At 75.4% G+C, this 20403-nt stretch carries 18 protein-coding genes; 8 read left to right on the forward strand and 10 right to left on the reverse strand.

Features of this window, described 5'->3' with window-relative positions; genetic code table 11:
• Positions 1-128 precede the first annotated feature (128 nt).
• Positions 129-863: a M50 family metallopeptidase gene (locus ACFPK1_RS09380; protein WP_378020652.1), complete on the reverse strand. Its 735-nt coding sequence runs from the start codon at positions 861-863 to the stop codon at positions 129-131.
• Between the two features lie 753 nt (positions 864-1616).
• On the opposite strand from ACFPK1_RS09380, the gene ACFPK1_RS09385 reads away from it, so the two are divergent.
• Positions 1617-3077 carry an MFS transporter gene (locus tag ACFPK1_RS09385; protein ID WP_378021001.1) on the forward strand — a complete coding sequence of 487 codons (1461 nt, stop codon included), beginning with the start codon at positions 1617-1619 and terminating at the stop codon, positions 3075-3077.
• 72 nt (positions 3078-3149) lie between these two features.
• Here the strand turns inward: ACFPK1_RS09385 and ACFPK1_RS09390 are convergent, their stop codons facing one another.
• A complete protein-coding gene (locus tag ACFPK1_RS09390) occupies positions 3150-4160 on the reverse strand; it encodes an aminotransferase class V-fold PLP-dependent enzyme (protein WP_378020653.1) in 1011 nt (336 codons plus the stop codon).
• Between the two features lie 10 nt (positions 4161-4170).
• Positions 4171-6483, reverse strand: a complete 2313-nt coding sequence (locus ACFPK1_RS09395) for a heavy metal translocating P-type ATPase (protein ID WP_378020654.1) — start codon at positions 6481-6483, stop codon at positions 4171-4173.
• 259 nt (positions 6484-6742) lie between these two features.
• On the opposite strand from ACFPK1_RS09395, the gene ACFPK1_RS09400 reads away from it, so the two are divergent.
• Both ACFPK1_RS09400 and ACFPK1_RS09405 read left to right on the forward strand, forming a co-directional pair.
• Positions 6743-8170 (forward strand): serine hydrolase, encoded by a 1428-nt coding sequence (locus ACFPK1_RS09400; RefSeq protein ID WP_378020655.1) that lies wholly within the window; start codon positions 6743-6745, stop codon positions 8168-8170.
• 32 nt (positions 8171-8202) lie between these two features.
• Positions 8203-8484 carry a metal-sensitive transcriptional regulator gene (locus tag ACFPK1_RS09405; protein WP_378020656.1) on the forward strand — a complete coding sequence of 94 codons (282 nt, stop codon included), beginning with the start codon at positions 8203-8205 and terminating at the stop codon, positions 8482-8484.
• Here ACFPK1_RS09405 and ACFPK1_RS09410 read toward each other — a convergent pair whose 3' ends face one another.
• Genes ACFPK1_RS09410 through ACFPK1_RS09420 form a run of 3 tightly spaced genes read right to left on the reverse strand, consistent with a single transcriptional unit; the run spans position 8485 to position 11303 of the window.
• Positions 8485-8853 carry a hypothetical protein gene (locus ACFPK1_RS09410; RefSeq protein WP_378020657.1) on the reverse strand — a complete coding sequence of 123 codons (369 nt, stop codon included), beginning with the start codon at positions 8851-8853 and terminating at the stop codon, positions 8485-8487.
• 58 nt (positions 8854-8911) lie between these two features.
• Positions 8912-10093: an acetyl-CoA hydrolase/transferase C-terminal domain-containing protein gene (locus ACFPK1_RS09415; RefSeq protein ID WP_378020658.1), complete on the reverse strand. Its 1182-nt coding sequence runs from the start codon at positions 10091-10093 to the stop codon at positions 8912-8914.
• Positions 10094-10145: 52 nt separating this feature from the next.
• Complete coding sequence (locus tag ACFPK1_RS09420; RefSeq protein ID WP_378020659.1) at positions 10146-11303, reverse strand: acyl-CoA dehydrogenase family protein; 1158 nt, start codon at positions 11301-11303, stop codon at positions 10146-10148.
• Positions 11304-11372: 69 nt separating this feature from the next.
• Between ACFPK1_RS09420 and ACFPK1_RS09425 the strand changes: the two genes are divergently transcribed.
• Positions 11373-11942, forward strand: coding sequence for a carboxymuconolactone decarboxylase family protein (locus ACFPK1_RS09425; protein WP_378020660.1), 570 nt, complete (start codon positions 11373-11375; stop codon positions 11940-11942).
• Here ACFPK1_RS09425 and sigJ read toward each other — a convergent pair.
• Entirely contained in the window at positions 11932-12810 is an 879-nt protein-coding gene (gene sigJ / locus ACFPK1_RS09430; RefSeq protein WP_378020661.1) for an RNA polymerase sigma factor SigJ, read from the reverse strand. The genes ACFPK1_RS09425 and sigJ overlap by 11 nt on opposite strands.
• Before the next feature lie 6 nt (positions 12811-12816).
• Positions 12817-14292 carry a peptide MFS transporter gene (locus ACFPK1_RS09435; protein ID WP_378020662.1) on the reverse strand — a complete coding sequence of 492 codons (1476 nt, stop codon included), beginning with the start codon at positions 14290-14292 and terminating at the stop codon, positions 12817-12819.
• 145 nt (positions 14293-14437) lie between these two features.
• Here ACFPK1_RS09435 and ACFPK1_RS09440 point away from each other — a divergent pair, with 145 nt between their 5' ends.
• The 3 genes from ACFPK1_RS09440 (at position 14438) to ACFPK1_RS09450 (ending at position 17915) form a co-directional block, all read left to right on the forward strand.
• Positions 14438-16171, forward strand: a complete 1734-nt coding sequence (locus ACFPK1_RS09440) for an L-lactate permease (RefSeq protein WP_378020663.1) — start codon at positions 14438-14440, stop codon at positions 16169-16171.
• A 131-nt stretch (positions 16172-16302) separates the two neighbouring features.
• On the forward strand, positions 16303-16866 hold the full coding sequence (locus tag ACFPK1_RS09445) for a hypothetical protein (RefSeq protein WP_378020664.1): 564 nt from the start codon (positions 16303-16305) through the stop codon (positions 16864-16866).
• A 32-nt stretch (positions 16867-16898) separates the two neighbouring features.
• Positions 16899-17915, forward strand: a complete 1017-nt coding sequence (locus tag ACFPK1_RS09450; RefSeq protein WP_378020665.1) for a protein kinase domain-containing protein — start codon at positions 16899-16901, stop codon at positions 17913-17915.
• Position 17916: 1 nt separating this feature from the next.
• Here the strand turns inward: ACFPK1_RS09450 and ACFPK1_RS09455 are convergent, their stop codons facing one another.
• Complete coding sequence (locus tag ACFPK1_RS09455) at positions 17917-18759, reverse strand: hypothetical protein (RefSeq protein ID WP_378020666.1); 843 nt, start codon at positions 18757-18759, stop codon at positions 17917-17919.
• Positions 18756-19229 (reverse strand): MarR family transcriptional regulator, encoded by a 474-nt coding sequence (locus ACFPK1_RS09460; protein ID WP_378020667.1) that lies wholly within the window; start codon positions 19227-19229, stop codon positions 18756-18758. Before ACFPK1_RS09460 ends, ACFPK1_RS09455 begins: the two co-directional genes overlap by 4 nt.
• Positions 19230-19314: 85 nt before the next feature.
• On the opposite strand from ACFPK1_RS09460, the gene ACFPK1_RS09465 reads away from it, so the two are divergent.
• Positions 19315-20112 (forward strand): tryptophan-rich sensory protein, encoded by a 798-nt coding sequence (locus ACFPK1_RS09465; RefSeq protein WP_378020668.1) that lies wholly within the window; start codon positions 19315-19317, stop codon positions 20110-20112.
• Positions 20113-20403 lie beyond the last annotated feature (291 nt).

Genomic DNA, 20403 nt, shown 5'->3' on the forward strand with positions numbered 1-20403 from the left:
CGCCGCCGCGCCCACGAGGTCAGCTGCTCACGCTCGTCGTCGGACAGATCGATCGGCACCGGCTGGGGTCCACGAGCCATGAACCCCAACCTACAACCGCTTCACAACTTCCGACTCAGGACACTAGCTCACACCGGCGGCCAGACCACCAGCAGGCGACCCGCCCCGAGCAGCGAGAACACGCCGACGGTCAGGAACAGCGCCACCCAGAGACCGGCCGGCAGCCCGGTGAGGCGCTCGAGCTGGTCGGCGTCGGAGTCGGGGGCGCGGCGCCGGGAGCGCTTGCGCTGCACCTCGAGCACCGTGCGCAGCCCGCCGATGATGAGGAACCACGTCACGAAGCAGGCGAACCCGTACTGCACGTTTGCGGAGCCGTAGACCGCGACCACCACGAACACCGCGCCGGTGAGCACCACCGAGAACACGCCGTAGGCGTTGCGGATGAGGACCAGGGTCGCGAGCAGCAGGATCACCGCGATGACGAGCATCGCCGAGATCGCGTCCGCCGCGACGAGCGCCGCCGCCCCGACCCCCAGGATCGGCGGCGTCGCGTAGCCCGCGGCGGCCGTCGCGACCATGCCCGGCCCGTCGCGGCGGCCCTTGGAGACGGTGACGCCCGACGTGTCCGAGTGCAGCAGGATCTTGGTCAGCGTCCGCCCGGAGCAGATGGCGACCAGGGCGTGGCCGCCCTCGTGGGCGATCGTGACGATGTTGCGGGCGATCCGCCAGGTGCCGTGCACGCCGACGACGAGCAGGGCCACGAGACCACCGAGGATCACCAGGGTGGCCTGCGTCTGGCCCGTGCTGAGCTGGTCGAGGCCGTCGAAGGGCAGCGGCAGCGAGGTCGGGAGGCCGGTCGTCACGATGGGTGCACGGTAACGGGGGTCGCGCACGGTCCCGGGTCCGCTTCCTCGGCGGATCGTCTTTCGTCACAGCGCTCCCTAGCGTCACAGGAGGACTCATTCGTCCATCCGGTCGCGACCGTCGGGGAATTCGTGCCGCGCTCTCGTCCCTGCCTGCTCGTCCTCGCTCTCCTGCTGGCCGTGGCGGGCTGCGCCGGTCGCGGCGCCGTCGCCACCCCCGCGGGAGCTGTCCCGCGGCGGGCGGACGATCTTCCCGCAGCACCGGGTCGTCGCCTTCTACGGCACGGCGGGCACCGACGCGCTCGGCGTGCTGGGCGAGGGCACCCCCGACGAGGCCGGCGCGCGCCTCGCGCAGGTCGCCGCGGACTTCGCCGCCCCGGGGCGCCCCCACGGTCGCGAGCGCGACGCCGGGCCCCGACGGCGACTACTCGACCGACATCACGCTCGACGCGGCGCGCACCTACCTCGACGCCGCCCGGGCCCGGCAGCAGCTGCTGGTACTCGACGTCCAGCCCGGCACGAGCGACTTCCTCACCGCCGCGCGGGTCTGGGAGCCCCTGCTGCGCGAGCCGGACGGGGGCCTCGCGCTCGACCCGCGACGGGGACCTGCCGCAGAAGCTCTTCTACGACGAGGACACCCCGACGCTCACGCCCGCCGAGACGCTCGGTCTCGCGCCGCCCCCGGATCTCGTCACGTACCAGTGAGGCGGTCATGCTGGCCCGGTGAGCGACACCGCCGCCGAGGACGTCCGCATGGGCTCCGCCCGGGGCCGCTGGATCCTGTTGACGACGGTGCTGGGCTCGGGCCTCGCGATGCTCGACTCGACGGTGGTCAACATCGCCCTCGAGCGGATCGGCGACGAGTTCGACGCCAGCTTCGCCGCGCTGCAGTGGACCATCAACGGCTACACGCTCACGCTCGCGGGCCTGATCCTGCTCGGGGGCTCGCTGGGCGACCGCTTCGGCCGCCGCAAGATCTTCGTCATCGGCGTCGTCTGGTTCGCGCTGGCCTCGGCGCTGTGCGGGCTCGCGCCGTCGGTGGAGTTCCTCATCGCCGGGCGCGCGCTGCAGGGCGTCGGCGGCGCGCTGCTCACCCCGGGCAGCCTCGCGCTGATCTCGGCGTCGTTCCACGGCGGTGACCGTGCGGCGGCGATCGGGGCCTGGTCGGGCCTCGGCGGGGTGGCCGGCGCGGTCGGCCCGTTCCTGGGCGGCTTCCTCGTCGAGTGGACCTGGCGCGCGGTGTTCCTCATCAACCTGCCGCTGGCCGCGATCGTGGTGGCCGTCGCCCTGCGCCACGTCCCCGAGTCGCGCGACCCCGACGCCGCCCACCAGCTGGACGTCCCCGGCACCGTGCTCGCCGTCGCCGGGCTCGGCGCGCTGACCTGGGCGCTCACCGCCGCCGGCGAGGACGGCGTGACCCCGACGGTGATCGCGACCGGCGTGGCCGGGGTGCTCGCCCTCGTCGCCTTCGTGCTCGTCGAGCGCCGCTCGCGGGCGCCGCTCGTGCCCGGCGAGCTCTTCGCGAACGCCCGCTTCACCGGCGCCAACGTCGTCACCCTGCTCGTCTACGGGGCGCTCGGCGTCAACTTCGTGCTGGTCGTCCTGCAGCTCCAGGTCGTCGCCGGGTTCAGCCCGCTCGCTGCCGGCACCGCGATGCTCCCGATCACCGTGATCATGCTGCTCCTCTCGGCACGCTCCGGGCGGCTGGCGCAGCGCATCGGGCCGCGCTGGCCGATGACGATCGGGCTCCTGCTCGCGGCCACCGGCATGCTCCTGCTGGCTCGCATCGGGCCCGGCGCGTCCTACCTCGTCGACGTGCTGCCCGCGGTGACGCTGTTCGGGCTGGGGCTCGCGGGCACCGTCGCCCCGCTCACCGCGACCGTCCTCGACGCCGCCGACGACCGCCACGTCGGCATCGCCTCCGGCGTCAACAACGCCATCGCCCGTGCCGCGGGGCTCCTCGCGGTCGCGCTCATCCCGGCGGTCGCCGGCATCTCCGGGCAGGTCTACACCGACCCGCCCGCCTTCTCCGCGGGCTACCGGACGGCGATGATGATCTCCGCAGGCCTGCTGGTGGCGGGCGCGCTCCTCTCGGCGGTGCTGTTCCGTCCCCGCCGCGGCCCGGCGGAGCCACCCACCACCCCGACCCGCTTCCCCACGGAGTCGTGCAGCCACTGCGGCGTCACGGCACCGCAGCAGTACCCGCGCGACTGACCGGGCTGTGAAGGTTACTGGCTGGTATCTCTCGCCCACCGAGAGATACCAGCCAGTAACCCCGCGAGTCGGTCAGCCCAGCGCCTCGAGCACCGTGTCGGCGTCCGCCTCGGTGTTGTGCAGGTGGAAGCCCAGGCGGGCGGCGCCGCCCCGCACGGCGCAACGCACGCCCGCGGCGGCCAGGCGGTCGGCCGCGCCGTGGTGGCGCACCGCCACGATCGCCGACTCGCCCGCGGGCAGGTCGAGCCCGCGCCGCACGCGGTTGGCGAGGCCGACGGCGTGGTCGCGGACCGCCTCGGCGTCCAGCGACGCGAGCCACGGCAGCGACACCGCCGCGCCGACCTGCGCGAGCCACACGGGGGAGAGGTCGAAGCGGCGGGCGTCGGGGTGCAGGCGCAGCGGGAGACCATAGATCGCGTCCCAGCCGCCCGCGTACCAGCCGGACTGCACGGGCACGACGCGCTCGGCGAGCCGGTCCGACAGCGCCATCCACGCCGCGCCGCGGGGCGCGAGGAGCCACTTGTAGCCGCCCGCGACGACGACGTCGGCCCACCCGAGGTCGGCGGGCAGCCAGCCCAGCGACTGGGTCGCGTCGAGGACGACGAGGGTGTCCGGGCCGACCTCGGCGCGCAGGGCCGCGAGGTCGACCAGCCCGCCGTCGACGGAGGCCACCACGCTGACCGCGACGACGTCCGCGGCACCGGTGCGCTCGGGGAGCTCGTCGAGGTCGACCTCCACCACCTCGTGCCCGGCCGACACGAAGGGGAAGGTCACGCTGGTGAACTCGCGGTCGGCGGTGAGCACCCGGGCCCCCGGCGGCAGCGAGGCCGCGACGAGCCCGAGCAGCCCCGAGACGGTGGTGCCCAGTGCCACCGAGGACGTCGGGAAGCCCGTGAGCTGCGCGAACGCCGCCCGCGCGGTGGCCACGGCGCCGTCGAACTGGGGCGCGCTGGTCTCCGCCCGCCCCCACGCGGTGACCGCCGCCGACACGGCGTCGACCACGGGCCGCGGCGGGACGCCGATCGAGGGGGTGTTCAGGTAGACGCCGTCGACGTCGAAGGTGGTGCCGAACGCGTGCCGCACGCGGCCGAGACTAGATCACGCCGGACGGTCGGCGGGACGGCGTGAACCGGCGCAGCCGCAGGCTGTTGGCCACCACGAAGACGCTCGAGAACGCCATCGCGGCTCCGGCGATCATGGGGTTGAGCAGGCCGAGCGCGGCCAGCGGCAGCGCGGCGACGTTGTAGGCGAAGGCCCAGAAGAGGTTGCCCTCGATGGTCCGCAGGGTGCGGCGGGCCAGGCGCAGCGCGTCCGGGACGAGCCGCAGGTCGCCGCGCACCAGGGTCAGGTCGCCGGCCTCGATCGCCGCGTCCGACCCGCTGCCCATCGCGAGCCCCAGGTCGGCGCGCGCCAGGGCGGCGGCGTCGTTGACCCCGTCGCCGACCATCGCGACGACCGCGCCCCCGGCCTGCAGGCGGGCGACCTCGTCGGCCTTCCCGTCGGGCAGCACGCCCGCGATCACCGTGTCGATGCCGACCTGCGCGGCGACCGTGCGGGCGACGGTCTCGTGGTCGCCGGTGAGCAGCACCGTGCGCAGTCCCAGCGCGTGCAGCGCCGCGATCGCGTCGGCGGACGTCGGCCGCACCGTGTCGGCGACGGCCAGCACGCCGCGGGCGCGCAGCACCCCGGACCCGTCGGCCCACGCCACGCACACCGGCGTCGATCCGTCGGCCTCGACCGCGGCGACGGCGTCCGCGAGCGCCCCGTCGGCGGCCACGCCCAGCTCGTCGAGCAGACGTCCGCGCCCGACGACGACCGCGCGGCCCTCGACGGTCCCGGTGACCCCGAGGCCGTCGCGGCTGGTGACGTCGACGGCGGCGGGGAGGTCACCGAGGCGGGCGCGGGCGGCGTCGGCGACGGCCCGGGCGACCGGGTGGGCGGAGGCGTCCTCGAGGGCACCGGCGCGCCGCAGCAGCTCGTCCTCGTCGACGCCGGCCAGCGCGACGGCCCGGCCCAGGCTCATCTCGCCGGTGGTGACCGTGCCGGTCTTGTCGAGGACGACGGTGTCGACGCGACGCGTGGACTCCAGCACCTCCGGGCCGCGCAGCAGGATCCCGAGCTGGGCGCCGCGGCCGGTGCCGACCATGAGCGCGGTCGGCGTGGCCAGGCCCAGCGCGCACGGGCACGCGATGATCAGGACCGCGACCGCCGCGGTGAACGCCGCCGACGCCCCGCCGCCCGCGAGCAACCAGACGGCGAGCGTGAGCAGGGAGATCGCGATGACGACGGGGACGAACACCGCCGAGATGCGATCGGCGAGGCGCTGGGCGGCGGCCTTGCCGTTCTGGGCCTCGGCGACGCGGCGGGCGATCCGGGCGAGCTTGGTGTCGGCGCCGACCGCGTCGGCCCGCACCACGAGCCGCCCGCCGACGGCGACCGTCGCGCCGCTGACCGCGTCCCCCGGGCCGACCTCGACGGGGACCGACTCCCCGGTCATCGCGCTGGCGTCGACCGCGGCGCGGCCCTCGACGACGACGCCGTCGGTGGCGACGGTCTCGCCGGGGCGCACGACGAACTCGTCGCCGACCACGAGCCGCTCGACCGGGACACGCTCCTCGCGCCCGTCGCGGCGCACGGCCACGTCCTTCGCGCCGAGGTCGAGCAGGGACCGCAGCGCGTCCCCGGCGCGGCGCTTGGCCCGGGCCTCGAACCAGCGCCCGGCGAGGACGAACGTCGTCACCGCGGCGGCGACCTCGAGGTAGATCGCGTCGGGCCCGCCGTCGGCGGTGAGCGAGAGCGGGTGGGTCATGCCCGTCATCCCGGCGTCGCCGAGGAACAGGGCCCAGAACGACCAGCCCAGCGCGGCGAGCGTCCCGACCGACACCAGCGTGTCCATCGTGGCCGCGCCGTGGCGCAGGTTGGTCCAGGCGGCGCGGTGCACGTCCTGCCCGCCCCAGATCACGACGGGGGCGGCGAGGATCGCCGAGAGCCACTGCCAGTTGGCGAACTGCCAGGCCGGCACCATCGCGAGCACCACGACCGGCAGGGTCAGCGCGAGGCTGACCAGCAGGCGCCCGCGCAGGACGTCGGCGTGGTCGGGGGCGGTGGTGCCGGGGGCGGTGGCGGCCGACGGGGGAGCGGGCGGGGTCGCGCCGTAGCCGAGCTTCTCGACCGTGGCGACGAGGTCGTCGACGCCGACGGCGGGCGGGTGCTCGACGGTGGCCGTGCCGGTGGCGAAGTTGACGCCGGCGCTCACGCCGTCCAGCTTGTTGAGCCGCCGCTCGATGCGGGCGGCGCACGAGGCGCACGTCATCCCGGTGATCGCCAGGTCGACGCGCTCCGTGCCCGGCGACGGGGTGTCGCGGGTCGGTGCGGTCGACGCGGACGGCGCCGGCGGTGCGCTCATCGGACCTCCCTCTCTCGATCCCGTTGGTACCCCTGGGGGGTATCTCTGTCAAACCGCGGCACCGGATCGGGCGGGGGGTCGACGATCACGGGGAGCGAGGTGGTGTGATGCAACCGTGACCTCCCACCGGCCGCCGCCGCGGCCGGGGCCGGATGGAGCACCGGGATACCCCCGTCCGACCGGCTCCGGCGGGCTCGTCGCGGTATCGCCGCGCCATCGCGCCCCGGTCGACGCGCCGGCCCCCACCGGCGGTGTGGCCGTGCTCACGGCACCGCCGCCCGCCCGCCGGGGACCCGCCCCGACGGCGCACGCCGGTCACGTCGCGCCGCCCCCGCGCCGGGCGGCGCCGCCGCGCCCGTCGTCCCCGTCGTCCCCGCCGCCGACGGCGTGGGCGCCGCCGGCGCCGCGCTCGTCGGTGCCGCCATCACCGCGGGTACCCACCCCGCCGCCCGCCGACCGGCCGCAGCCCGGCCGCCACGGCCGGCACGCGGGTGGACCGGACGCCCCGCCCCCACCGGGTGCGCAGGCCCGCCCGTCCGGGCGCCACGTCCGCCCCGACGTCGCCCCCGAGGTCGTCCCCGGAGCCGCTCCCGACGCCGCTCCCGGGGAGCCCCGCACCGCCCGTCCCGCCGCCCCGGCGCCGACCGACACCCGGCGCCGCGCGTCCCGCGCCACCGGGACGGCGCCGGGCCTGCCCGTGGCGCTCCCGGCAGACGTCGAGGCCCCCGCGCCCTCCCGGCCGGCGCGCCGGTCCACCCCGCCACGCCGGGGCCGCAGTCTGACGCTCGGGCTGGGCGCCGCGGTGGCCGGCGCGCTGGTGGCCGGGACGATGGTCACCGTCGACACCCTCGACACCGGCACGGCCGACCCCCTGGCGTCCGCCGACCGCCTGCTCCAGCAGATCCCCGGCGGCACCGAGCCGGTCGAGTCGGTCGGCCCGGCGGCCGCGCCCGAGGCCCCGCGCGTCGACCTCGCCACCGCGGTCTCCGCCGCCGAGGAGGCCGGCGAGCGCAGCGGCGCGACGGTCGGGGTCGCGGCCGTCGACATCGCGACCGGCGAGCTCGCACCCGGCTCGGGCGGCGAGGAGACCTTCGACACCGCGTCGCTGGCGAAGCTGTTCGTCGTCGTCGACATGCTCCAGCGCCAGCGCGACGGCGAGATGACGCTGAACCAGCGCGACCTGCGCCTGGTGCACGCCGCGCTGACCGTCAGCTCCGACCCGGCCATGAACGCCCTGTGGACCCAGTACGACGGGCCCGGCGCGATCACGCGGGTGGCGCGGGCGCTCGACCTCGACGACACGAGCGCGCCGGAGGACACCTCGCAGTGGGGCGAGGTGCAGACCTCGGCGCGCGACATGGTGAAGCTCCTGCGCCACGTCCAGGTCGACCTGCCCGCGCAGGACCGCGACCTGGTGCTCGGCGCGATGGGCCAGGCCCCGCGCACCGCGGGCGACGGGTTCGACCAGGGCTACGGCTTCCTCGACGGCGGCACCCCGGTCAAGCAGGGCTGGATGTGCTGCATCGCCTCCCGCGCCGAGGTGCACTCGGTCGCGATCATCGACGGCCGCTACATGGTCGCCGTGATGTCCAGCCAGCCCCCGGGCTACGACCAGGCGCGGCAGATCGTGTCCGCCGCCGCGGGCGCGGTCCGCGATCACCTCCGGCCGGTGTCCTCGGCCGGGTAGCCTCGATCCGGCACCCCGGCGCGAGGAGGGTCATGCACGGCTACGCGGACAGCAAGGACGATCACCTGCGGCGCCTGCGCCGGATCGAGGGTCAGGTCCGCGGCATCGCGCGGATGATCGAGGACGACAAGTACTGCATCGACGTGCTCACCCAGGTCTCGGCCGCGACGCGGGCCCTGCAGAACGTCGCGCTGGGCCTGCTCGAGGAGCACATGGGCGGCTGCGTGGTCGACGCCGCCAAGGCCGGCGACGCGGAGGCGGCCGAGAAGGTCCAGGAGGCCTCCGCGGCCATCGCCCGCCTCGTGCGGTCCTGATCAGGCCCGCGCCGCCTCCACCCGGGCGCGCAGCTCGGCGGCGAGCGACTCCACGCCGCCGAAGCGCCGGTCGACGACGAGCTGGCTCAGCACGGCCAGCAGCACCGACGGCCACTCGATGAGCCCGACGATGCCGGCGCCGAGGTAGAGCCCGTAGAGCAGCAGGCTGGCCGGCTCCGGCGTGTGCGCCCGCACCCACGCGTGCACGGCCTCCTCGTCGCCCGCGTCGAGCGCGGCGAGCAGGTCGGGGGCCGCCCAGGGCTCGCCCGCGGTCTCCGAGGGCAGCGGCGGCGTGCGCGTCACCGATGTGTCGGGCACGGCCGCGAGGTGGGCGCGGGCGGCGGTGGGGGCGGGCGTGCCGTCGGCCATGGGGTGTCCTCCGGGGGTCGGCGGGGTGGACGCGTCCTGTCGCCCAGGCGTACCCACCCTAGGCGGGGAACAACGGGTCGAGCGCCCGTCGGCGCTCGTCGCGGTCGAGGCCGCGCAGGTCGGCACGGCCGTGCTCGGTGACGACGACGTCGACGTCGTGGGACGCCGTGCTCACCGGGCGCGAGAGCCGCTCGACGCGGGTGGAGCGCCCGCGGTGCGACGACGCCAGCGCGATCACCGAGAGGCTGCGCGCCGCCCGGGCCGCGGCCCCCGCGTAGTCGGGGTGCCCGCCGATGCCGCCGACCAGGGCGGTCGCGGTGCCCTCGACGTTGACCTGACCGTCGTGGTCGATCTCCACCGCGGTGTTGACCGCGACCAGCGGCGGGTCGGCGGCCAGGCGCCCGGGGTCGTGGGTGTGCTCGATGCGGTGCACGACGGGGTGCCCGGCGCGCCCGCGGGCGTCGGCCCAGGCGTAGAGCTCGGGCGAGCCGACGAGGTAGGTGGCGACGGGGTCGCCGACCAGCAGCCCGGCCTGCTCGAGCGCCATCACGCCGTCGCCGAGCAGCCCGGAGTCGGCGCGCACCCGTACGCCGGCCGCGCGCACCCCGTCGACCACCGCCGCGCCGAGCTGGCCGGGCGCCCACTGCAGGCGCACCCCGTCGGTGAGCAGGCCCGCGACGTGGCGCCCGATCGCCTCGTGCTCGGCGCTGGGCACGGCCGGGGCGAGCGCGTGCGGGCCCTCGCCGACCTCGCCGAGCACGAACACCTGCTCGTCGGGCAGCGGGGGACCGGACGCGGCGCGGGGGAGCTCGTGGTCGAGGACCACGGCGACCGGCACGCCGAGATCGATCACCGCGCGGATCCAGGAGACCTCGCTGCCCAGCACCGGGCCGAACGGTCCGGGCGCGGCGGCCAGCACGAGCAGGTCGGGGCGCAGGGGACCCGCGACGAGGGCGGGCACGGCCGACAGGCGCGCCGGCACCGCCCGCACGTGCCCGGCGTCCGCGGCGCGCCGCAGCCCCCACCCGGGCATCACCGTGCGGGCGTCGGCGAAGGCGTCGAGCTCGAGGCCGTCGGCGGGGCCGGGCAGCCAGCCGGTGACCAGGCGCAGGTCGCCGCGCTCGCGGGCCAGCGCCGAGAGCAGCGGGTACGCGGCGCGCGGACTGCCGGTGCCGTCGGCCAGCGCGATCCGCGCGCCGGGCCGGACGAGTGCCGCGAGGGCGCGGCCGTCGAGCGCCATGATCGAAGCTTCGCACGTGAGCGATACGGGTCGCCCGGGCGACCCATATCGCTCACGTGCGCGCAGCGCCTCCCAGCACACCGCGGGCGATGATCACCTGCTGGATCTGGCTCGTGCCCTCGTAGATGCGGAACAGGCGGGCGTCGCGGTAGAAGCGCTCCACCGGCACGCCGCGCATGTAGCCCGAGCCGCCGTGGACCTGGACCGCGCGGTCGGCGATGCGCCCGATCGCCTCGGAGCAGAAGTACTTGGCCGTCGACGGGCCCAGCGTGGTGTCCGAGCCTTCGTCGTAGGCCTTCGCGGCCTCGCGGACCAGGGCGCGCCCGGCGTGCCAGTCGGTGACCGAGTCGGCCACGAGACCCTGGACGAGCTGGTAGGCGGCGATCTTGTGCCCGCCCTGCTCGCGCTCGCGGGCGAACTCGGTCATCTCGTGCACCAGCCGCGCGGCCATCCCCGTGCACAGCGCCGCGATGTGCAGGCGCCCGTGCGCGAGGCAGCGCATGGCGGTGACGAACCCGCGGTGCAGGCCCTCCTCGCCGCCGACGAGGTTCGCGGCCGGCACGCGGACGTCGTCGAGGTAGACCTCGCAGGTCCACGATCCGCGCTGGCCCATCTTCGCGTCGTGCTCGGAGAACGAGACCCCGGCCGCCGACGTGGGCACGAGGAACGTCGAGATGCCCTTGGCCGGGGCGGCGTCCGGGTCGGTGCGCGCGAAGACCATGAGCACGTCGGCGAGCGGGGCGTTGGTGATCCAGCGCTTGGCGCCGGTGATCACGAAATCCTCGCCGTCGCGGACCGCGCGAGTCGTCAGGGCGGACGGGTCGGAGCCGGCGTCCGGCTCGGTGAGCGCGAAGGACGCGACGACCTCGCCGGTGGCCAGGCGCGGCAGCCACTCGTGGCGCTGCTCGTCCGTGCCCCCGGTGAGCAGGACCTGGCCGGCGATGCCGTTGTTGGTGCCGAACAGCGAGCGCAGCGACGGCGTGGTCCAGCCGAGCTCCATCGCGAGCTCGACCTCCTCGGCCATCGACAGCCCGATCCCACCGAACTCCTCGGGGATCGCGAACCCGTAGAGACCCATCGCCTTGCACTGCGCCCGCAGCTTCTCGGGGACCTCGTCGGCCGCCTCGATCTCGTCCTCGCGGGGCACCACCTCCTCGCGCACGAACTCGCGGACCGAGGACAGGACGTCGGCGAAGTCGGAGGCCTCCATGCCGGACACGGTGTCACGTTCCGGGGGCCCGCGCCGTCCACCTCCCGACACCCCGGAGAAGGAGACCCCATGGCCCGCATCCCCCTCGTCGGCGACCGCGACGCCGGCGTCCTCGGCCGCCTCGCCTACGGGTTCGCGCGCCGCCGCTTCGGCGAGGTCCCCGAGCCGTTCGCGGCCCTGCGCCACCACCCGCGGCTGTTCTGGACCGCGGCGATCAGCGAGTCGCTGCTCGAGCGCTCGGCGACGGTCCTGCCCGGGCGGCTGCGCGAGCTCGCGGTGTACCGCACGGCGACCCGCGTCGGCTGCTCCTGGTGCGTCGACTTCGGCGAGATGCTCTGGATCCATGAGGGCCTCGACGTCGACCACCTGCGCCGCGCCACCGCCGACGGCGCGCCCGACGACCCCGCGTTCGACGAGGACGAGCGCGCCGTGCTCGCCTACGCCGACGCGATGACCGCCCAGCCGATCACGGTCACCGACGCCCAGGTCGCCGACCTCGACGCCCGCCTCGGCCACGCGGGGCTCGTCGAGCTGACCCAGCACGTCGCCGTCGAGAACCAGCGCGCCCGCGCCAACGCCGCCCTCGGGCTGCACGCGCAGGGGTTCGCGGCCTCGTGCGAGGTGCCGCTCACGACCTGAGCTTCTCGGGGGTCATCACCACGTGCACGCCGACGGCCCGCCCGCCGGCGACCGTGAGCACGCCGACGATCGGCGGTGCCGACGGCACGAGCATCCCCACCTCGCCGTTCACGGTCACCGGCCGCACGGCGGCCAGCGTCTCCGGGCCGGCCTCCGCCACCAGGGCGACGAGCAGGCGCGCGATCTTGTCGGCGCCGCGCACGACCCGCCGGGCGGCCTTGACGACCCCGCCGCCGTCGGTGCGCAGCGCGGCGTCGGGGTGCAGCACGGCGACCAGGGTCGGCACGTCGGCGGCGGCGAGGGCGGCGAGGAAGGCGTCGAGCACGCGGCGCTGCTCGGGCTCGGCCACGGGCACCGGCAGCTCGCCCTCGCGGGCCGCGGCGCACACCCGCTGCCGGCCCCGGTGGGCGATCTGCCGGGCGGTGGGCGCGGTGGTGCCGAGCACCGCGCCCACCTCGTCGAACCCGAGCCCGACGGTGTCGTGCAGCACGAGCGCGACGCGCTGGTCGGGGGTCAGGTGCTCGAGCACGAGCATCGTCGCCATCCGCACGTCCGCCGCCGCGACCACCGCGTCGAGCACCTCGTCGGGGCCCGTGGTGAGCAGCGGCTCGGGCAGCCACGGCCCGACGTAGCGCTCCCGGCGCGCGGGCGCCGAGCGCACCTGGTCCAGGCACAGGCGCGCGACGGTGGTGGCGAGCCAGGCCCGCACGTCGCGCACCGCACCGCGCCCGCCGGGACCGAGCCGCTCCCAGCGCAGCCACGCGTCCTGGACGGCGTCCTCGGCGTCGGCCCGCGAGCCCGTCAGGCGGTACCCGACGGCGAGCAGGTGGGGCCGGTGCTCCTCGAGCGCGTCCAGCGGGGCGTCCACGGGCGGCTACCGCACGCCGCGCATCGCCCGCCGGATCCACGGGCTCAGCGCGAACAGCACGAGGCCCAGCACGATCGCCGCGGCGCCGGTGACGCCGAAGTAGGCGCCCTCGTTCTCGGGGGAGTAGAAGCCGGCGAGCGTGCCCGCCAGCGCCGAGCCCAGCGAGACCGACAGGTAGAACAGCGCCACCGTGAGGTTGCGGAACGTCGCCGGGCCGACGCGGGTCGACAGCGAGAGCCCGACCGGCGAGAGGTTGAGCTCGGCGAGCGCGAACACCAGCAGGATGACCACGATCGCGAGCACCGGCGTGGTGTTGACGCCGCCGCCGGCCCAGGGCAGGAACAGCAGGAACGCCACGCCCATCCCGCCCGCGCCGAGGGCGAACTTCACCGGCGTCGACGGGGCCCGGTCGCCGAGCTTGGTCCACAGCACCGCGAACAGCGGGGCGAGCACGATGACCCAGAACGGCTGGATCGAGTTGACCCAGGCGATCGGCATCTCCCAGCCGAACAGGTTCCGGTCCAGACGTGTGTCGGAATAGAGCGTCACGACGGTGAACTGCTGCTGGAACAGCGACCAGAACACCACGCTGCCCAGCCACATCGGGATGAACGCCCGTACGCGGCTGCGCTCGTCGTCGTCCACCTCCGGGCTGCTCAGCAGGATCGCGAAGATCACGACGGCGATCACCGCGACGACGATCGCGACGCTCGTCGACAGGGTGGCCGCCGACAGCACGCCGGTGGCGAAGCCGAGCGCGATCACCACGACGACCGCGACCGCGACGACGGCGGGGCGCACCCACGCGCCGGCCGGCAGCGGGTTCGGCACGACCGCCGCGCTCGCGGGCAGGCCGCGCCGGCCCAGGGTGTAGATCGTGAGGCCGAGCGCCATGCCGATCGCCGCGAGCCCGAAGGCCCAGTGGAAGCCGGCGAGCTCCTGGGTCAGGCCGGTGAGCAGCGGCCCGACGAGCGCGCCGATGTTGACGCCCATGTAAAAGATCGAGAAGCCGGCGTCCGCGCGCGGGTCGTTGCGGTCGTAGAGCGAGCCGACGACCGTCGTCGCCGACGTCTTCACCCCGCCGCTGCCCAGCGCGACCAGGACGAGCCCGACGGCGACGCCGGCCACCCCGGGCAGGACCGCGAGGGCGAGGTGCCCGGCCATGACCGCGATCGCGGAGAAGAACAGCGTCCGTTCGGCGCCCAGGAGGCGGTCGGCCACCCACGCGCCCACCACGGCCGCGAGGTAGACCAGGCCGCCGTAGGCGCCGATGATGCTGGTCGCGGACGCCTCGGGGAACCCGAGCCCGCCCTCGGTCACGGCGTAGTACAGGTAGTACGCCATGACGGCCTGCATCCCGTAGAACGAGAAGCGCTCCCACAGCTCGACCGAGAACACGGTGCCCAGGGCCAGGGGATGGCCGAAGAAGCGGCGGTCGGTCGATCCGGTCGTCGCTGTCGTTCCCTCGGGGGTCGTCGTCACGGAGAGCAGGGTGCTCCTCGCGGAGCGCGATCGCCAGCCGCCTCACCGAGATTCGACACCCGTTCGTGTCGACAGCGGGCGAGGAAACGGGCACCCTGCGCCACCACGCGCGGCGCGGTGCCGGGCGGGTCGGGAGGTGCGCACCGTGTACGTCCAGAACGACACCCCGCTCGGCGGGTCCCTGGCACTGAGCTCGCTGGTCGCGGTGCTCCCGCTGCTCACGCTGTTCGTCCTGCTGGGCGGTCTGCGCATGCGGGCGTGGCTCGCGTCGCTGATCGGTCTGGCCGTCGCGCTGGCGGTCGCGATCCTCGCCTACGGCATGCCGGTCGGCCAGGCGCTGCTGGCCGGTACCGAGGGCGCGGTCTTCGGGTTCTTCCCGATCCTCTGGATCGTCATCAACGCGCTCTGGATCTACCAGATGACCGTGTCGACGGGGCACTTCGACGTGCTGCGGCGGTCGTTCGGGTCGGTCTCGGACGACCAGCGGGTCCAGGCGGTCATCATCGCCTTCTGCTTCGGTGCGCTGCTCGAGGCGCTCGCGGGCTTCGGCACCCCCGTCGCGATCTGCACCGTCATGCTCATGGCCCTGCGGTTCAGCCCGCTCAAGGCCGCGGTGGTGGCCCTGGTGGCGAACACGGCGCCGGTCGCGTTCGGGGCCATCGCGGTGCCGATCACCACGCTGGCCTCGGTGACCGGGCTCCCCGAGGAGGCCCTCGGGGCGATGGTCGGGCGCCAGACCCCGATCCTCGCGGTGTTCGTCCCGTTCGTCCTCGTCGGTCTCGTCGACGGGGCCCGCGGCCTGCGGGAGACCTGGCCGGTGGCGCTCGTCGCCGGGGTGGTCTTCGGTGCCGCGCAGTACGCGACGTCCAACTTCATCTCGCTCGCGCTCACCGACATCGTCGCGGCGCTGCTCGCGGCCGGCGCGGTCGTGCTGCTCGTGCGGATCCGGCCGCCGCGCCACGCCGAGCTCCCGGCGGGCGCGTCGCAGGACACCCGCGAGACGGTCAGCGTGTCCTCCGGTGGGGACGGCGGCGCCGGCGGGGACGGCGGTGCGGGCGGCCGGGCCGGTGGGGGCGGCGGCGCCGCCACCGACGCCCCGGCGGGCTCCGACCACGACGACCACAGCCGGGACACCCGTCGCGACGTGTTCCTGGCCTACGCGCCCTACCTGATCATCATCGCGCTGTTCTCGATCCAGCAGATCCCGGTCGTGGACGACGCCCTCGGGGCGACGACGACGAAGTTCAACTGGCCCGGGCTCAACGTCCTCACCGAGGCCGGGAAACCGGTGTCCACCCAGGCCTTCACGCTGAACTGGCTCGAGTCCGCCGGCACGATCCTGCTCATCGCCGGCGTGCTCACCGCCGTGGTCCTGCGCGTGCGGCCCGGGGTGGCGGTGGCGGCCTACTGGCGCACGCTGGTGCAGCTGCGCACGGCGATCGTCACGGTGATGGCGGTGCTCGCGCTGGCCTACGTCATGAACACCTCGGGCCAGACGCTCACGCTCGGCGGGCTGCTGGCGGGCACCGGTGGGTTCTTCGCCGTGCTCTCGCCGGTGCTGGGCTGGCTCGGCGTCGCGGTCACCGGCTCGGACACGTCGGCGAACTCGCTGTTCGGCGCGCTGCAGGTCACCGCCGCCCGGGGAGCGGGGCTCGACCCGATCCTGCTCGCCGCCGCGAACAGCTCGGGCGGCGTGCTCGGCAAGATGATCTCGCCGCAGAACCTGGCCATCGCGGCCTCGGCGGTCGCGATGAGCGGGCGCGAGGGCGAGATCCTGCGCCGTGTCCTGCTCTGGAGCCTCGTCTTCCTGGCCGGGATGTGCGTGCTGGTGCTGCTCCAGTCGACACCGGTGCTGGGCTGGATGGTGGTCGCGGGATGAGCGTGCGGGTGATCGAATAGCGCTGATGAGCGGCACTTCCCGCTGCCCTCGGGCCGGGCCCGGCGATGAGGGTATGAGGGGGTGTGGTCGTTGGCTGCGGTTACCGCAGCAGTGCCAGCGCGGAGGGGTGCATGGATCCGGTCCTGATCGTCGTCGTGGTCGCCGCCGTCGTCCTGGTGGCCGGGATCGTCCTGGTCCTCGTGGCCCGTGCCCGCTCGCGGTCGCGGCGCGCGGCGCTGCGCAGCCAGTTCGGTGACGAGTACGACCGCGTGATCGACGAGTACGGCCAGCGCGACGGCGAGCGCGAGCTGCGGGCGCGCCTCAAGCGGCGCCGCGAGCTCGAGGTGCGCGATCTCGACGGCGGCGAGCGCGACCGCTTCGGCAAGGCGTGGGAGACCGCGCAGTCGAGCTTCGTCGAGAACCCGTCCACCGGGCTGCGCGACGCCGACCTGCTCGTCCAGCAGGTGATGCGCGAGCGCGGCTACCCCGTCGAGCGGTTCTCCGAGCGCGCGAAGATGATCTCGGTCGACCATCCGGACCTCGTCGAGCGCTACCGGTCGGCGCACCGCGTCTCCACCGAGATCGAGGACGGCAGCGCGGGCACCGAGGACATGCGCCAGGCCATGGTCGACCAGCGCTACGTGTTCGACGCGCTGCTCGCGGGCGGCGACGCGGCCCGGACGCGTCGGATGTGAGGGCGCCCGACGAAGCCGCCTCCGCATCCCGCGTGCTCGCCGACCGCTACGAGCTCCGCGGGCTCATCGGGCGCGGCGGGATGGCCGAGGTGCACCGGGCGCTCGACCGCGAGCTCGGGCGCACGGTGGCGGTCAAGCTCCTGCCGTCGGAGTACCGGGGCGACGCCGAGTACGGCTGGCGGCTGCGCGACGAGGCGCGCGCGGCGGCCGTGATCGACCACCCGCACGTCGTCGCCGTCCACGACGTCGGGGCCTCCGGCGGCGGTGAGGTCTTCGTCGTCATGGAGCTGGTCGAGGGGCGCACGCTGCGCGACGAGCTCCGCGACCGGGGCCGGCTGCCGCCGGACGAGGCGGCGTCGCTGCTGGTGCCGGTGTGCGAGGCGCTCGCGGCGGCGCACGACCGCGGCGTCGTGCATCGCGACGTCAACCCCGGCAACGTCATGCGCTGCACCGACGGCACCGTGAAGCTCATGGACTTCGGCATCGCGCGCGTCGCCGACGTCGAGGGCTTCACCAACACCGGCGTCGTCGTCGGGACGGCGGCCTACCTCTCGCCCGAGCAGGTCCGCTGCGAGCCCCTCGACGGCCGCTCGGACCTCTACGCGGTGGGGTGCACCCTCTACGAGCTGCTCACCGGGCAGCCCCCGTTCCGCGGCCCCAGCTCGGTCGAGGTGGCCTCGCAGCGCCTGCGCGAGTCCCCGGTGCCGCCCCGGCAGCTGAGCCGGGAGATCTCGCCGGACCTCGATGCCGTCGTGCTGCGCGCGCTCGCCCTCGAACCCGCGATGCGCCACCACGACGCCCGCGAGCTCGCCGACGACCTGCGTCGCTTCGTCGCCCCCGACACGACCCTGCGCACCGAGGTGATCAACCGCCCCGCCGTCGCCGCGGGGCCCGGGCCGACCGGCACCCGGCCCCAGGACGTCCCCGACGAGGGCCCCGGCCCGGGCGAGCACGAGCCGTGGTCGGCGGTCCGGCGCCTGGGCGTCGCGCTGATCGTGCTCGCCGTCCTCGCGCTGCTCGGGGCCGGCGCGTTCCTGCTCCTGGCGTAACTCAGGGCTGGCCGAGGCGGCGCAGGGACAGCTGCCCGTCGGCGGGCCCGGTCTGCGCCCAGGCGCCCGAGGCCACGGTCCACGTCTGCCCGTCGTAGGTGACGCTCTCGAGCGCGAGGCGCTGGGCGTGGGCGACGAGCCAGGTGGCGATCGCCCACCCGGCCTCCGGCTCCTGCGCCCCGGACAGGCGACGGGTGCCGAGCTCGGCGGCGGCGAGCTCGGCGACCGCGCCGCTCGAGGGGTCGGCGGCCGGGGTCGCCGAGAGGTCGACGCAGGTCCAGGACGCCGGCGCCTGCCCGAGCAGCGACACCGCCATGAGACGCGCCTCGGGCTCGTGGTCGGCGTAGGCCTCGGGGAAGCCGCTGCGCTGGACCGTCTGCGCGGCGACGGTGATGTCCATCGTCGGCCAGTTCGGCACCTGCAGCAGCGCCTCGTAGAACGCGGTGGACGCGTAGACGGGGTCGAGGATCTCCTCCTCGCTGCCCCACCCCTGGCTCGGGCGCTGCTGGAACAGCCCGAGGGAGTCGCGGTCACCGCCGCGGAGGTTCGCGAGGGTGGACTCCTGGATGGCGGTGGCCAGCGCGATCGTCACCGCGCGGTCGGGCACGCCGAGGCGCCGGCCCACGCCGACGATCGTGGCGGCGCTGTCGGCCTGCTCCGGGGTGAGCGACCAGGTCGCGGGCAGGCCGGGGGAGTCCGGGGGCGCGGTGATCGTGCAGCGGGGGCGGGCGGCGATCTCGCTGTCGGCCAGGACGACGATGAGCGTGACGACGAGGGCGAGGACGGCCAGCACGGCGACGACGGCCACGCCCAGCCGGGCCCGCGCGCCGATCGGGGAGCTCATCCTGGTGGGATCTCTTCCGTCATCTCGGCCCGGTGCTCGGCGACCGACGCGACGACGTCGGTGAGGAAACGGTGGACGACCGCCAGTTCGGCGGGCGTGTAGCCGGTGAGCACGGCGTCGAGACGCGCGGCGAGCGGACCGAAGAAGGCGCGTCCGACGGCCGCGCCGGCCGGGTCGTGGTGCAGCGTCACGCGCCGGCGGTCGGTGTCGTCGCGGACCCGGTGGAGGTGACCGAGACGCTCGAGGCGGTCGACGGCGGCGGTCGTGGCCCCCGAGGAGAGCCCGACCTCCTCGCCGAGCCGGCCCGGGGTCAGCGCCGCGCCGGCGCGCTCGGCGCGCAGGACGGCGAGCAGCGCGGCCGCGTCGGTGCGGTGCAGGCCCTGGTCGGCGGCGAACGCGTGACCGAGCCGCCCGGCCTCGTCGGCGTAGTCCTGCAGGAGCTGCACGAGAGCGTCGCGCTCTCCGGTCACGGGCTCACCTCCTCTCGCCGTGCATGTTATCGACCCGGCGAGTAATCTCCACTATCGAGAGATTCGACGATGGAGGGATGTTGCCGTGACTTCCGTGATCACCGGCGCGACGGTCGCCGACCGCGTGCGGGCCGGGGCGCTGCTCGCCGGGGCGCTGCTGCAGGTCGTCGCCGGCGGGCTCGGCGGGTCGGGGGCGTTCGGGCTGTCGGTGGGGGTCGTGGCCCGCGAGAACACCACGGTCGTCATGCCCGTCCCGGCAGCGTTCTCGATCTGGGGCCTGATCTACGCGGCGCTGCTGGTGCTGGCGGTGCGCCAGGTGCTGCCGGGCCAGCCCGAGCGCGCGGTGCACCGGGCGACGGGGTGGTGGCTCGTGGCGTCGACGCTGCTCAACGCGGGCTGGATCCTCGCGTTCTCGGCGCAGGCGGTCGTCCTCGCCCAGGTGATCATCGTCGCGCTGCTCGTCGTGCTCGCGGCGGCGCTGGCCCGCCTCACCGCGCACCCGGCGGCGGACGCCGCGGACCGGTTGACGCTGCACGGCCCCGTCGCCCTCTACGCGGGCTGGGTCAGCGTCGCGACCGTCGTCGGCGCGGCCACCACCGGCACCTTCCTCGGCGCGCCGGGCGCCGGCGGCGTCGCCACCGTGCTGGGCGCGCTCGTCCTGCTCGTCACCGGGGCGATCGCGTCGGGCGTCGTGGCCCGGGGCGCCGGCGCGGTGCCCTACGCGGCGTCCGTGGTCTGGGCGCTCGGGGCGATCGTCGCCATGGCCCCGCCGCTCGCCGTGGTCGTCGCGGCGCTCGTGGCCCTGCTCGCGATCGTGGCCGTCGCCGCCCGCCGCGTGCTCACGGCCCCGCCCGGCGCCCGCGTGCCCGCCGCCTTCGGCTGAGCGGTGTGCGTGTCAGCGTGGCGGCCACGCCGGCGCTCACCGTCAGGAAAGCCCCCACGATCACGGCGGGCGGTGCGAGCAATGCGGCTTTCCTGGCGTCTGACGCCAGGATCGCCACACGCTCGCCGGCGCGACACGCCGGGGACGCGAGGCGCCGGTGCCGGTGTCGAGACCAGAGCTCGCGTCTCCAAGATCAGCAGTGCGTCATGCACCTCACCGGGCGATCCGGGGGGCACAGCGCACTGCTGATCTCCCGACGCCGCCCCCGCCGGCCGCCCCTCCGGTGATCAA

Origin of the sequence: Actinomycetospora rhizophila, from assembly GCF_042657905.1 — a bacterium.
Classification (GTDB): Bacteria; Actinomycetota; Actinomycetes; order Mycobacteriales; family Pseudonocardiaceae; genus Actinomycetospora; species Actinomycetospora rhizophila.